We start from the raw sequence: 13,458 nt of genomic DNA, 5'->3' as shown, positions 1-13,458 counted from the left end.
CCGGCATGACTTCCGGATAGAGATGCTTCGTTAATCCATCAGCATCACGGTGCAATTCTCGTCGCATTCCGGACTTTCTGTATTCATTACCTGTCGGAATGAATTGATTAACACTGTCGTCAAAAACTGGCACGCTGCAGCCGAAATGGCTCTATAGCTGCCGCGCGCATGCGTGTGCTGTGTGCGACCGAGCGAGTTGAGTGGCATGGCGACAAGTCCCGCGCGAAAAGACAAGCATCTCGAGACCTTGCGCGGAATGGCCTGCGTCCTGCTGGTCGCCTACCACGTCATCGGCAATGATCCCGCGCATGGCATGCACATCGACGCGCATGACAATTGGCGGCTCTTCACCGAGCTGTTCATCCACATCCGCATGCCGCTGTTCTCGTTCCTGTCCGGCTACGTGTTCTCGGCCATCGTCGCCGACCGGGCCGGTCTCGCAACAGCGATCGGCAAGAAGCTGCGCCGGCTCGGCATTCCGCTCGTCGTCGTCTCGACGCTGTTCTATCTCTGCTTCGGCCTGATCAACGGCGGTTTTGACGGACCGATCTGGCAGATCTACGTGCTGCCCTACCAGCATTACTGGTACTTGCAGGCAACGCTGCTGATCATGATCGGCGTGCTCGTCGGCTGCCATATCGCCGGCCGCCAGACGCGCATCTTCATGACGGCGCTGTTCCCGCTCGCCTGCGCCGTGTTCATTGCCGCGCCGGTGTTCGAGCCCGACGTCCTCGCCATCAGCTCGGCGTTCTATCTGCTGCCCTTCTTCCTGCTCGGCCAATTGCTGCGCGTCTGGTCGGCGGAGCGCGAGATCCGCGCCGTGCCAGCCCGCCGGGTGCCGCTCGTCCTGCTGTTCGGAGCGGTGGTCGCCATCCTGTTCGTGCTCGACCTGGCGCAATATGAGGGCTTCAACCAGCTCAATTTCGACCGGCAATCGGCACTCGGCCTGTTGTTCGGCGTGAGCGCCTGCCTGTTCCTCTATCTGTCGCGGATCGAATGGCGGCCGCTCGAATTCATCGGCGCCTACTCCTATTCGATCTATCTCTTCCACGTCTTCTTCACGGCCGCACTCAGGAGATCGCTCGGGGTCATATTCCCAGGCATCACGAGCGGCGTGTTCTTCGTGTCGGCGCTCGTCGCCGGCCTGTTCCTGCCGATCGTTGTCCACCAGGTGCTGATCCGCTGGCGCTGGACGGCGCTGCTGTTCCTCGGCATCAGCCGGCCGAAGCGGCCACCGACCGCGACGGGCGCGGAGAGTGAAAATGGCCACGCGGTGATGTCATGAGCCTGACCCACGCAGCCCCGGCCCGCCGGCCGATCCGGATCACCCGGCCGGTCGGCCTCGCCAGCGCGCTCACCGTGCTCTGCCTGATCGTGCTCTTCTTCGTCTCGTCCAAGGTGCTGGAAGCCGCCGGCATTCCCTATGGCTCGCCCGGCGGTTCGGCCCTGACCAAATTCCACCCCGCCACCTTCCTGGCGCTGGCGGCTCTCGGCGTCTGGGCGATCGCGATCGGTCCCGGACGGCTGCTGGCGACGCTGGCGGCCAAGCGGCCGGGCACGCTCATCTTCGCCCTTGCCATCCTGCTCCTGACCTTCCAGACGGCCGTTGTCCAGAAGCTGCCGATCTCGGCCGTGGTCGACACCTTCGTGCTGCCGCTGGCGCTGTTCGTCTCGATCTCGGCGCTGCGGGCGCCTCTGGCCGAACGGCTGCTGATTGGCCTGCACCTGTTCTTCCTGCTGAATTCGACGATCGGCTATCTCGAATATTTCACGCCCTGGCGTCTGACGCCGAACTATGAAGGCGGCGTCCACGTCACCTATGACTGGCGGGCCACGGCGCTGCTCGGCCATCCGCTCGTCAACGCGCTCTCGACCGGCATCTACCTGCTGATCCTGACCGGGCCGGGCGGACGACGCTTCGACGTGCCGATCCGCGCCTTCCTGCTGCTCTACAATCTCGGAGCAATGGTGGCCTTCGGCGGCCGCGCCGCCACCCTCGTCCTGCTCGGGCTGCTCGCCAGCCGCGCCGGCTTCGGCATCGTGAAGATCCTCGCCGGGCGGCCGTTTCGGCGACGCGACGCGCTCGTCATCATCGTGATCCTGACGGTGGTGGCGACCATCGGCTCGCTACTCGTCCAGGGCGGCGTTCTCGACAGCTTCATCGGTCGCTTCGAGGATGATTCCGGCAGCGCCGCCACCCGCGTCGCCATGTTCTCGATCTTCGACGGCATGGCGCTGCGCGACGTCTTCTTCGCGCCGGACCTCGCCCACATCGCCTCGAACCAGCGCCGGCTCGACCTCGGCATCGGCATTGAGAGCTTCGTGGTCGCCTTCTTCGCCTATTACGGCATCGTGACGACGGTGCTGTTCTTCGCCGGCCTGATCGCCTTCACCGCCGAGATCGTCCGCTCGGTCGGCAGCGCCGCGCTGCTGCCGCTCGGCTATTATTTCCTCGTGTCCTCGACCTCGACCGGCATCGCCAACAAGACCATCGACTTCGCCCTGGTCATGGCGATGATCCTGATCCTGCTCGACCCCCGCTTCATCCCGAAGCCGGCAGCCGGACCCACCGCATGCTGATCCGCCAGACGATCCGCTACCTGCCGGCGCAATTGCTGTCGCCGGCGTTCCAGCTGCTTTCGATGGTGGTGTGGACCTATTTCCTACCGCCGGCGGAAATGGGCTCCTACATGCTGATCACGGCGACGCAGGAATTCGCCTATCTGATCGCGCTGTCCTGGTTCTCCGTCTACGCGCTGCGCTTCATGCCGTTCGAGCGCGGCCGAGCGGAGCGCAGCGCCTTCCTGCACACGGAATCCGCCATTATCTGGGTGTCGCTGCCGATCAGCCTCGTCGCCGCGGTCGCCACGATCGCCATCATCGACGTCACCCATCTGACCTGGCAGACCGTGGCGGTGATCGCGTTCTTCTTCGCCACCCGCGGCATCAACACCCATTATTCGGAGCGCGCGCGGGCGCAGTCGAACATCCTCGCCTATACGATGCTGCAGATCCTCGGCCCCATCCTCGGCTTCGGCATCGGCCTGGCCCTGCTGACCTGGTGGCGGCCGACCAGCGAGGCGCTAATTCTCGCCTACGGCGTGGCCCAGATGATTGCCAATCTCGTCGCCGCGCCGATGATCGGCATTGCCCTGCTGCCGCGCCGGATCGATACTGCCATCCTGAAGGCGGCCTTCGCCTTCGGCGGACCGATGCTGATTCTCTACGGCCTTGGCTGGATCGCGGAGAACAATTTCCGCTATGTCGTCAGCCATGTCTCCGGCGCCGCCGTCTTCGGCCTGCTCGCCGTCGGCTGGGGGCTGGGGCGGCGCTGCGCCTCGTTCGGCGCCATGCTGGTGGCCGCCGCCGCCTTCCCGATCGCCGCCCGGCTGCTGAACGAGGGCAAGCGCGAGGAAGCGCTGCGACAGCTCTCCACCAATGCGGCACTTCTGATCGGCGTGATGGCGCCGACCGTCGTCGGCATCGCCATGATCAGCGCTCCGGCCACCGACCTGCTGATCGCCGAGCCCTATCGCGAGATGACCAAGGCCATTCTCGGCCTGTCGGCGCTGGCTGCCGCCATCCGCTTCTTCCACGTGCATGTCAGCGACCAGATCTTCGTCCTGGAAAAGCGGCTCCGCTATGCCGGCATCGTCGACGTCGTCGAGATCGTCGCCGCAGTGGGGCTGACGGCGGCGGGCCTGCTGCTCCACGGTCCCGTCGGCGCCGTGATCGGCACGGCGATCGGCTCGACGCTGGCGGCGATCGTTAGCCTCTATCTCGCAATGGGGAAGCTCGATTTCCGGCTGCCGCTCCGCGACATCGCCAAGGTAGCAGCGGCGACGGCCGCTATGGCGCTGGGCCTCGCCGTCATCCCGGTCGCCAGTAGCGCCACCGGGCTGGTCCTCACCATCCTGTTGGGCATGGTCGTCTATGCGGCGGCTATCACCATCGGCTATCGCGGCGAGGCGCGCGGCATTCTGGAGCGCCGGCTAAGCCGCCGGGCCCAGGCTTCCGCCTGATCCGGCCAGACTAGGCGGCGCGGCGCAGGACGCGGCGCGCCAGACGCTCCAGCCCGGGATGCCGCTTCACGAACGCCTTTGCGCCCTCATAGCCGATCGTCGGCCAGGCCCGCCAGGACGCGCCTTCATAGATGTTGACCAGCGGGATGTTGTCGACCTCGAAGCTGCGCTTGTGGCCGTAATCGCCGATGGTGAAATCGAAGGTGCGGAAGCCCTGGCGATAGAGCGCCTCCATCGTCCGCTCAATGACAAGGCGGCCGGGCGAGCAATTGGCCCAGGCCCCCCCTGCCGTGCTGATGCGCACCATCGAATAATGATCGCCCTTGGCGACGCCGTAGAGCCCCGCCACCAGTTCGTCGCCGGCCATCAGGGCGGTGAGGCGGGCCGATCCGTCCTGCAGTCCATCGAGGACCAGCGCCCGATAGAACGCGTCATAGTCGGGCTCGTCCAGCAGATAGGGCAGGCCGAGCGACGCGATCCGTTCGCTCTGCTGGGCGGTCAATCCGGCATAGATGGTCTCGACCATGGCGGGTGTCTCGGCGAGGACGAAGGTTGCCCGCTCGTCGCGCGTGAAGACGCGCCAGAAGCGGCCGAGCTCCTTGCGGTTTTCCTTGGAAAGGCTGCGCAGCCAGCCTTCGTAATCCGTGTCGATCCGGAGATAGTTGCCGAACAGGTTCGACACCTCGCCGCCGAGCGCCAGCACGATCGGATTGGGCCGTTCGCCGATCGCGCGCACCACCTTGGTGAATTCGAACAGGTCAGCGGCCGGCAGGGCGGCGCGAATGGCGCGCCAGAGCGCCCGCGAACCGGCCTCGTCCATCGGCGCCAAAGGGCCGAGCAGCGGCGCGTTGTAGTCCGTGATGCCGAGATCGGCGAATTCGATCACGCGCAGACGGTCGCGCCGCAGGATCAGCGGCAGCGCCATCACATCGACGCCGTTCTGGTCGGCGACATGCACCAGCAGCGGCTCGATATCCGGACGGACGCCGAAGCGCTGATACCAGTGCGACAACCAGGAGGCACCCTGGAAGGGCGAGAAAACCGGGCCGTCGAGAAGCGCCTGCCAGCGTGGCAGGGCGGCGTCCCAGGACCGGTCGATGGTAACACGGTAACGCATCGGCGCGGTCCCTGCCCTGTCGGAGCGGCTCACCGCGTATAAGCGGGAATGTCGACGATCGCGCCCGGGTTCTCGCGCGACAGGCGGAAATCGATCGGCCGGCGGTTGCGGCGCGCGCGCTTCATCCACGGGCTGCGGCGCCATCCCGCCTGCAGGGCGGCCTTGGCCCAGAAGCCCGGACCATCGAGCGAGCGACTCTTCGGCGTGACGCCGAAATGCTGGCGCAGGATGCCGTTGGCCACCGTCACCATCTGCGAGCGGCGGATGTCGTCGGTCCAGTGTTCGGTGGTGACGGAAACATTCAGCACGTCGTAGTTCTCGACGCGGTGCGGGCCGTTCAGCGGCCAGGTCAGCATCTGCCCGGGTTCGAGATCGAAGACCAGCGCGTCGCGGTCGTAGACCGGGTCGTAGCGCATGTCGACCTCGACACCGTAGAGGGCGATCTTCTCGAGCTCGTCCTGCGGTAGATAGGGCTCCTCGGTCGGATAGATGTAGATCCGCTTGCGCCCCATGATCTGCCAGAGCGACTGGCCCGGCAGATCGCAATGATAATAGACCTGCGCGCCGGGCGAAGAGACGAGAATGCCCATGCCGCGATTGAAGGTCTCGAAGCCGGGAACCTTCTCGGAGAATTCGTCGAAGATCTTGTCGAGCAGCGCGCCATAGCGATCGTCGACCATCTTCACGTTGCGCATGTTGAGCCACATGCGGCCGGCGCTGATCGCATCGATCACTTCCTGGCCGGAGAAATCACCGACCTCGCCTTCGCGCCAGGTCTTCTTGCTCTCGCCGCGCTTGCCGGTATGGACGAGGGCGTAGTGCTCGACAGGATAGCGCTCGATCAGGCCGGCGAGCGCCTCGCGTGAAAAGAGCGGGTTCTGATGCAGCGTATGCTCGATCAGCAGCGGCTCGTTGCCCCAACGAGCCGCATTCCCCTTGTCCCAATTCCTGAGAACCGCATCAGACATTTCGCGCGCCCCTTGGTTCGCTCTCGCCCTGTGCGCGGAAACTAGGCGACTTCGCTTGCGAATACCAACAGTTCGACAGGTTAGGGTAAACCGCCCAGAGCCCAGACTTCCTGAAAAGGGGTTAACGCAAATTAACCCTGCGCGACGCCTTCAGCCGTCCACCGTCTCGACCAGCAGAACGGCCGAGCGCGACGGCATCGTGAGCCCTTCCTCCGACATCTCGATCTCGGTGCTCTCGGCCGCCTTGCGCCAATGCCGGCCCGGTCGCGGCGCGGGCAGTTGGATTTCGACGACAGCGGCGCCACCGCCGTTCAGCATCAGGCAGACACGATCGTCTGAATTCGGCTCGAACAGCACCATGCCCAGCGTTCGATTCGACGGGGCGGTCCACCCTTCCGGCGTCAGCGCATCCCCCTCGCGACCAATCCAGACGACGTCGGGAACACCGCCTTCGCCGACCGGCAGCCCGGTCAACGGGCGTGGATCCCGCAGGGCCGGATGAGCCGCCCGCAGGGCCAGCAATTGCGCGGTGAAGTCGATCCGTTCGGCGTTGGCGGTCGCCCAGTCGAGCCAGGTGGCGGCATTGTCCTGCGCATAGGCGTTGTTGTTGCCCTGCTGACTGCGACCGAGCTCATCACCCATCGAGAGCATCGGCGTGCCGCGCGAGAGGATCAGCGTCATCAGCAGTGCGCGGACATCCGCCGCGCGCCGGGCCTGAATAACCGGATCGGTGGTCTCGCCCTCGACGCCGTTGTTCCACGACTTGTTATCGTCGGTGCCGTCGCGGTTCGCCTCGCCATTGGCGTCATTGTGCTTGCGCTCGAAGGCGACGAGATCGGCGAGGGTGAAGCCGTCATGCGCGGTGACGAAATTGACGCTTCGGCTGACGTCTCGATGGCGTGGCGCGAAGACATCTGCCGAGCCGGCCAGCCGGGTGGCGAGCTCGCCGATCATGCCGGCGTCGCCGCGGAAGAAGCGCCGGACCGTGTCGCGGTAACGGTCGTTCCACTCGCCCCAGGCCGGCGGAAATTGGCCGAGCTGATAGCCACCCGGCCCGATGTCCCACGGCTCGGCGATCCGGACGAGATCGCGCAGCAACGGATCCTGCTCGATGGCGGCCAGGAAGGGCGCCGCCGAATCGAAGCCGTCGGCGCGCCGCGCCAGCGTGGTGGCGAGGTCGAAGCGGAAACCGTCGACGCCGGTCCGCTCGACCCAGGTCCGCAGCGCATCCATGACGAGGCGCATGACCGGGGGCCGGTCGCAGGCGAGGATGTTGCCGGTGCCGGCGTCGTTGACATAGCGCGACGCATCGCCCAGCTCGAGCCGATAGTAGCTCGCATTGTCGAGCCCGCGCATCGAGACCGTGGGCCCCAGATGGTCGCTCTCGCCGGAATGGTTGAAGACTACGTCGAGGACGACGGCGATGCCGGCATCGTGCAGCGCGGCGACGGATGCCGCCACCTCGGCGAAACCGCCCGGCGCCAGGCGCGGGTCCGGTGCCATCCAGGCGATCGGGTTGTAGCCCCAGTAATTGGAGAGGCCGAGCGGCGGCAGATGGCGCTCGTCCAGCCAGGCGGCGACCGGCAGCAGCTCCACCGTCGTCACGCCGAGCCGCTTCAGATGCGCGATCGAGGCGGGATGGCCGAGCCCGGCGAAGGTGCCACGAAGGGCCTCCGGCACGGCGGGATTGAGTTTCGAGAACCCGCGCACCGGCAGCTCGTAGATCACCTGCCGGTCCCACGGGATTGGCGGATCGAGAGGCGGCGCCGGGCGATCCGCCGCCGCCATGACAATCGCCTTCGGCACGACGGGCGCGCTGTCGCGATCGTCCCGCGCTTCCCCCAGCCGACGCGCGTCGAACATCGCGTCGGTCAAAGTGAAAGGTCGGTCGAGCGCCAGCGCATAGGGGTCGACAAGAAGCTTGGCGACATTGAAGCGCTGGCCCTTGTCAGGCTGCCACAGCCCTTCGGCGCGCAGGCCGTAGCGGTCGCCCGGCATGATGCCGTCGATATGGCCGTGATGGACATCGCCGGAGCGCGCCGGCAGGCGGATGCGGCGAAGCTCGACCTCACCCGCCGCGTTGAATAGACAGAAGTAGATCGCCTCGGCATGGGCGGAAAAGACAGCGACGTTGACGCCCGTCGCCGTGGTTGTGACGCCAAGCGGCTCTGGCGAGCCGTCGCCCGGCCGCGCGCCGACCGTCATCCAGCGCGTCCGGACGCGAGATCCCGATAGAGCCGCGCATAGGCGGCAGCCGGCCGCGTCCACGAAACATCCGTCTTCATCGCGTTCTTCTGCAGCTTCTTCCAGCTCGGCCGGTCGCGCCAGAGATCGAAGGTCCGCAGCAAGGCACCTTCGAGCGCATCGCCGGAAACCGGGCTGAACTGGAGGCCGGTGCCGACGCCGGCGGCGAGCGCCACCTCGTTGGCGTCGATCACCGTATCGGCAAGGCCGCCGACGCGGGCGACCAGCGGCAGCGCGCCATAGCGCAACGCGCAGAGCTGGGTCAGGCCGCAGGGCTCAAAGCGCGACGGCACCAGGATGACGTCGGAGCCGGCCTGGATCAGATGGGCGAGCGCCTCGTCATAGCCGTTGACCATGCCGACCTTGCCGCCATGCACGACGGTTGCGCCAGCGAAGCCGTTGGCGAGCCCCGGCTCGCCGGAGCCGAGCAGCGCCAACTGGCCGCCGCCGGCGACCAGCGACGGCAGGCGCTCGAGCAGCAGGTCGAGGCCCTTCTGCCAGGAGAGCCGGCTGACGACGCCGAAGACCAGCGCGTTCGGATCGACGTCGAGGCCGAGCTTCTGCTGCAGCGCCTTCTTGTTGGCCGCGCGCGCGGAGACATGCGCCACATCGTAGGGCGCGGCGATCATCGGGTCGGTGGCCGGGTTCCAGACGCCGGTGTCGATGCCGTTCAGGATGCCGGAAACGGCGGCGCCGCGGCTCCGGAGCAGGCCGTCCATCCCCATGCCGCCCTCCGGCGTGCGGATCTCGGCCGCGTAGGTCGGAGAGACCGTTGTCACGCGGTCGGACAGCTGCAATCCGGCCTTCAGGAAGCCGATCGTGCCGTAATATTCGACGCCGTCGATGGCATAGGCGCGCGCCGGCAGGCCGAGCGCCGGCAGCAGATCGCGGCCATACTGGCCCTGGAAGGCCATATTGTGCACCGTCATCACCGTCGGCACGGCCTGACGATCCGAATAGCGCAGATAGGCGGCGACCAGCCCGGTCTGCCAGTCATGCGCATGGATGACGTCCGGCGTCAGCTTCGGCACCAGCCCCTGCCCCAGCTCGGCGGCGACACGGGAGAGGGCGGCGAAGCGGAGCGGGTTGTCGATCCAATCTTTGCCGTTGGCGTCGACATAGGGATTGCCGGGCCGGTTGTAGAGATGCGGCGCGTCGAGCACGAGCAGATCGAGCCCCTTCGCCTGCGCCTTCAGAAGCCGCGCGTCATGGCCGAACAGCCCCGCGAAACTGTGCACCACTTCCGGTTTCTTCAGCGCTGCCATCACGGCCGGATAGCCTGGCACCAGCGTCGTCACGGCGACGTCCTCGGCCACGAGCGCCCCCGGCAGCGCGCCGGCGACGTCGGCGAGGCCGCCCGTCTTCACCAACGGATAGATCTCGGAGACGACAGCGAGGATTTTCAGGGTCATGCGGCACGCTCTCGAAGGGAAGTGAAGACCCTCACCCCAACCCTCTCCCGCAAGCGGGAGAGGGAGCGCCAATCACAGGCCTCGCAGCCGATGAAGGGAAAGTCGCGGAGCCCTCGCCCGCTTGCGGGAGAGGGCTGGGTGAGCGTTCTTGTCGGCATCACGTATTCAGCGCGTCGATCATCGGCTGGGTGATCAGGCAGATGCCGTTGGCCGAGCGGTGGAAGCGCTTGGCATCCAGCTCGGGATCCTCGCCGACGATTAGACCTTCCGGGATCTGCACGCGCGCGTCGACCACGACATTGGAAAGCCGGGCGGCGCGGCCGACCTCGACATAGGGCAGGATGACGCTGTTCTCGACATGCGAGAACGAATTGCAGCGGACACCGGTGAACAGCAGCGCCCGTTCGAGCGACGCGCCGGAGACGATGCAGCCGCCGGAGACCAGCGAAGACAGGGCATAGCCGCGGCGATGATCCTCGTTGTGAACGAACTTCGCCGGTGGCGTCACCTCGCTATAGGTCCAGATCGGCCAGTTGCGGTCGAACAGGTCGAGATCGGGGACGATGCTGGTCAGGTCGATATTCGCTTCCCAATAGGCATCGACAGTCCCGACATCGCGCCAGTAGCTGATCGATTCCTGGCTCGAGCGCACACAGGAATCCTCGAAGTGATGGGCGACCGCCTTCCCGTTCTTGACGATATTCGGGATGATGTCCTTGCCGAAATCGCGGCTGGAATTGGGATCGTTGGCGTCGCGCTCCAGTTCCTCGATCAGGAACTTGGTGTCGAAGACATAGATGCCCATCGAGGCCAGTGCCATGTCCGGCTTGCCCGGCATCGCCGGCGGATCCTTCGGCTTCTCGACGAATTGCAGGATGCGATCCTTGTCGTCGACATGCATGACGCCGAAGCCGGTCGCTTCCATGCGCGGCACTTCCAGACAGCCGATCGTCACGTCGGCGCCTGAGTCGACGTGCTGCTGCAGCATCAACTCATAGTCCATCTTGTAGATATGATCGCCGGCCAGGATGACGAAATACTTGGCGTCGTAGTCCTTGAGGATGTCGAGGTTCTGATAGACCGCATCGGCCGTGCCGCGATACCAGGCGTCCTCGGAAACGCGCTGGCTGGCCGGAAAGACGTCGAAGATCTCGTTGCGCTCGGGGCGGAAGAAGTTCCAGCCGCGGTTGAGATGGCGGATCAGGCTGTGCGCCTTGTACTGGGTCGCGACGCCGATCTTGCGGATGCCGGAATTGACGGCATTGGAGAGCGCGAAATCGATGATGCGCGACTTGCCGCCGAAATAGACGGCCGGCTTGGCGCGCCGGTCCGTCAATTCCATCAAGCGGCTGCCGCGTCCACCCGCCAGCACGAAGGCCATGGCATTACGCGCCAGCGGCGCATTGGTCTGCGGCCGTTCCATCCTCAGTCCCTCCCGAAACGCTCGTTGCCCTGCAGTGTTTTTCTCAAACCAGCCCCCGCCAGCGATGCCGTCACGGTTCGAACTCGAAGAACACCGTCGAGAGCGGGGGTAGAACGATCGCGGCCGAGGCCGGAAAACCATGTGCTGACACGGCTGTCGCCTCGACGGCGCCGAGATTGCCGACGCCCGAGCCGCCATAGATCGCCGCGTCCGAATTCAGGATCTCGCGCCAGCGTCCTACCTCGGGCAGGCCGATGCGGTAGCCGTCGCGGACCACGGGGGTGAAGTTCGAGACGACGAGGACCGGCTTGTCGCCCGGCGTGCCGAAGCGCAGGAAGGCGAAGACAGACTGGTCCTTGTCGTCGGCCACCACCCAGCGGAAGCCCTCGCCCTCGCAGTCCCGCGCATGCAGCGCCGGGTGGTCGCGATAGGCGCGGTTCAGATCGCGGACGAAATCCTTGACGCCGGCATGCGCCGGCTCGCCGGTCAGGTGCCAGTCCAGGCTCTGGTTGAAGTTCCACTCGCTGCGCTGGCCGAACTCCTGGCCCATGAACAGCAGCTTCTTGCCGGGATGGCCCCACATGTAGCCGTAATAGGCGCGCAGATTGGCGAATTGCTGCCAGCTGTCGCCCGGCATGCGGCCGAGCACAGAGCGCTTGCCATGCACCACCTCGTCATGGCTGAGCGGCAGGACGAAATTCTCCGAGAAGGCGTAGAGCAGGCCGAAGGTCAGCTTGTCGTGGTGATAGCGGCGATGGATCGGCTCGAGCGACATGTAGTCGAGCGTGTCGTTCATCCAGCCCATGTTCCACTTGAAGCCGAAGCCGAGTCCGCCCTCATGCACCGGCTGCGAGACGCCAGGCCAGGAGGTCGATTCCTCGGCGATCGTCGCCGTGCCCGGATGCTCGCCATAGCAGAGCTGGTTGACCCGGCGCAGAAAGGCCACCGCGTCCTTGTTGTCGTTCGAGCCATCCGGATTGGGCAGCCACTCGCCGGCTTTTCGCGAGTAGTCGAGATAGAGCATCGAGGCGACGGCATCGACGCGCAGGCCGTCGACATGGAAGCGGTCGAGCCAGTAGAGCGCGCTGGCAGCAAGGAAATTCGCCACCTCGGCGCGGCCGAAATCGTAGATCGCCGTGTTCCAGTCCGGGTGGAAACCGCGGCGCGGATCGGCATGCTCGTAAAGCGGCTTGCCGTCGAAATGGGCGAGGCCGTGCCGGTCGGTCGGGAAATGCGCCGGCACCCAGTCGAGGATGATGCCGAGGCCGGCCTGGTGGGCGCGGTCGACGAAGCGGGCGAAGCCGGCCGGTTCGCCGTGCCGGCGGGTCGGCGCGAACAACCCGATCGGCTGGTAGCCCCAGCTATCGTCGAGCGGATGCTCGCTGACCGGCAGCAGTTCGAGATGGGTGAAGCCCATCTCGACTGCATAGGGGATCAGCCGGTCGGCCAACTCGTCATAGGAAAGGAACGAATTGCCGTCGCCGCGCTGCCAGGAGCCGAGATGCACCTCGTAGATCGCCATCGGGCGGCGGCGCGCCTCGCCCTCGCCGCGCTGGGCGAGATAGGCCTGGTCCGCCCAGGTGAAATTGTCGGTACGCGCCACGACCGAGGCGGTGGAGGGACGCATTTCGCCGGCAAAGCCGACCGGGTCGGCCTTGAGCGGCTGCACGATTCCGTCAGCGCCGACGATCTCGTATTTGTAGATCGCGCCCTCGCGAAGGTCCGGTGCAAAGATTTCCCAGAGGCCGCTATCGACGCGCTTGCGCATCTGGTGACGGCGGCCATCCCAGCCGTTGAAATCGCCGACCACCGAGACGCGCAGTGCATCCGGCGCCCAGACGGCGAAATGCACGCCCTCGACGCCCTCATGCCGCATCAGATGCGCGCCGAGCTTCTCGTAGAGCTGGCGGTGCGTCCCCTCGACCAGCAGATAATCGTCGGTGGCGCCGAGCACGCCGACGAAGGAGTAGGGATCGTGGAAGGTCCAGCCGCCGCCGGCGTTTTCCGCCCGCAGGCGATAGCCGAAGCGGGACTTGCGGCCCGGGATCAGGCCCTCGAAGAAATCGGTACCCGGCCGCCGCTCTAGCGGCGCCACGCGCTTGCCGTCGAGATCCTCGACGGCAAGCGTTTCCGCGTGGGGCATGAAGGCGCGGATGGACAGGCCATCCTTGGTTTCATGCGGCCCGAGAAGCGCGAAGGGATCGCCATGGCGCGCGGCAATCAGGGATTCGACATCCGATTCGCTGGCCCGCCACCCCGTCATTCCAACTCC

9 protein-coding genes are annotated in these 13,458 nt (G+C 66.0%); 3 read left to right on the top strand and 6 right to left on the bottom strand.

Going from position 1 to position 13,458, the window contains the following annotated elements:
* Positions 1-205: 205 nt before the first annotated feature.
* From G342_RS0100605 to G342_RS0100595, 3 genes are read left to right on the top strand one after another with little or no spacing between them, the layout of a single operon-like run.
* On the top strand, positions 206-1,285 hold the full coding sequence (locus tag G342_RS0100605) for an acyltransferase family protein (protein ID WP_083930991.1): 1,080 nt from the start codon (positions 206-208) through the stop codon (positions 1,283-1,285).
* Positions 1,282-2,580, top strand: coding sequence for a VpsF family polysaccharide biosynthesis protein (locus tag G342_RS0100600; protein WP_018181155.1), 1,299 nt, complete (start codon positions 1,282-1,284; stop codon positions 2,578-2,580). Before G342_RS0100605 ends, G342_RS0100600 begins: the two co-directional genes overlap by 4 nt.
* Positions 2,574-4,022, top strand: a complete 1,449-nt coding sequence (locus tag G342_RS0100595) for a lipopolysaccharide biosynthesis protein (RefSeq protein ID WP_018181154.1) — start codon at positions 2,574-2,576, stop codon at positions 4,020-4,022. Before G342_RS0100600 ends, G342_RS0100595 begins: the two co-directional genes overlap by 7 nt.
* Before the next feature lie 10 nt (positions 4,023-4,032).
* Here the strand turns inward: G342_RS0100595 and G342_RS22760 are convergent, their stop codons facing one another.
* The 6 genes from G342_RS22760 to glgB all read right to left on the bottom strand — a co-directional run bounded on the left by G342_RS22760 (position 4,033) and on the right by glgB (position 13,449).
* Positions 4,033-5,139, bottom strand: coding sequence for a GNAT family N-acetyltransferase (locus G342_RS22760; protein WP_018181153.1), 1,107 nt, complete (start codon positions 5,137-5,139; stop codon positions 4,033-4,035).
* 29 nt (positions 5,140-5,168) lie between these two features.
* Positions 5,169-6,107 carry a hypothetical protein gene (locus G342_RS0100585; protein ID WP_018181152.1) on the bottom strand — a complete coding sequence of 313 codons (939 nt, stop codon included), beginning with the start codon at positions 6,105-6,107 and terminating at the stop codon, positions 5,169-5,171.
* Between the two features lie 150 nt (positions 6,108-6,257).
* Positions 6,258-8,312, bottom strand: a complete 2,055-nt coding sequence (gene glgX, locus G342_RS0100580) for a glycogen debranching protein GlgX (protein ID WP_018181151.1) — start codon at positions 8,310-8,312, stop codon at positions 6,258-6,260.
* Positions 8,309-9,763 carry a glycogen synthase GlgA gene (gene glgA, locus G342_RS0100575; RefSeq protein ID WP_018181150.1) on the bottom strand — a complete coding sequence of 485 codons (1,455 nt, stop codon included), beginning with the start codon at positions 9,761-9,763 and terminating at the stop codon, positions 8,309-8,311. Before glgA ends, glgX begins: the two co-directional genes overlap by 4 nt.
* 157 nt (positions 9,764-9,920) lie before the next feature.
* On the bottom strand, positions 9,921-11,186 hold the full coding sequence (glgC, locus tag G342_RS0100570) for a glucose-1-phosphate adenylyltransferase (protein WP_018181149.1): 1,266 nt from the start codon (positions 11,184-11,186) through the stop codon (positions 9,921-9,923).
* A gap of 70 nt (positions 11,187-11,256) precedes the next feature.
* The gene (gene glgB, locus G342_RS0100565; RefSeq protein WP_018181148.1) at positions 11,257-13,449 is read right to left on the bottom strand and encodes a 1,4-alpha-glucan branching protein GlgB; all 2,193 of its coding nucleotides are present in this window, start codon (positions 13,447-13,449) and stop codon (positions 11,257-11,259) included.
* Positions 13,450-13,458: the final 9 nt, after the last annotated feature.

It is taken from the genome of Kaistia granuli DSM 23481, from assembly GCF_000380505.1.
GTDB lineage: Bacteria > Pseudomonadota > Alphaproteobacteria > Rhizobiales > Kaistiaceae > Kaistia > Kaistia granuli.
This window is presented reverse-complemented; position numbering and strand designations above follow the sequence as displayed.

Bases quoted from the DNA above. Each gene is read 5' to 3' on its own strand.
- G342_RS0100605 (WP_083930991.1), top strand. From the start codon at position 206: ATGGCGACAAGTCCCGCGCGAAAAGACAAGCATCTCGAGACCTTGCGC.
- G342_RS0100600 (WP_018181155.1), top strand. From the start codon at position 1,282: ATGAGCCTGACCCACGCAGCCCCGGCCCGCCGGCCGATCCGGATCACC.
- G342_RS0100595 (WP_018181154.1), top strand. From the start codon at position 2,574: ATGCTGATCCGCCAGACGATCCGCTACCTGCCGGCGCAATTGCTGTCG.
- G342_RS22760 (WP_018181153.1), bottom strand. From the start codon at position 5,139: ATGCGTTACCGTGTTACCATCGACCGGTCCTGGGACGCCGCCCTGCCA.
- G342_RS0100585 (WP_018181152.1), bottom strand. From the start codon at position 6,107: ATGTCTGATGCGGTTCTCAGGAATTGGGACAAGGGGAATGCGGCTCGT.
- glgX (WP_018181151.1), bottom strand. From the start codon at position 8,312: ATGACGGTCGGCGCGCGGCCGGGCGACGGCTCGCCAGAGCCGCTTGGC.
- glgA (WP_018181150.1), bottom strand. From the start codon at position 9,763: ATGACCCTGAAAATCCTCGCTGTCGTCTCCGAGATCTATCCGTTGGTG.
- glgC (WP_018181149.1), bottom strand. From the start codon at position 11,186: ATGGAACGGCCGCAGACCAATGCGCCGCTGGCGCGTAATGCCATGGCC.
- glgB (WP_018181148.1), bottom strand. From the start codon at position 13,449: ATGACGGGGTGGCGGGCCAGCGAATCGGATGTCGAATCCCTGATTGCC.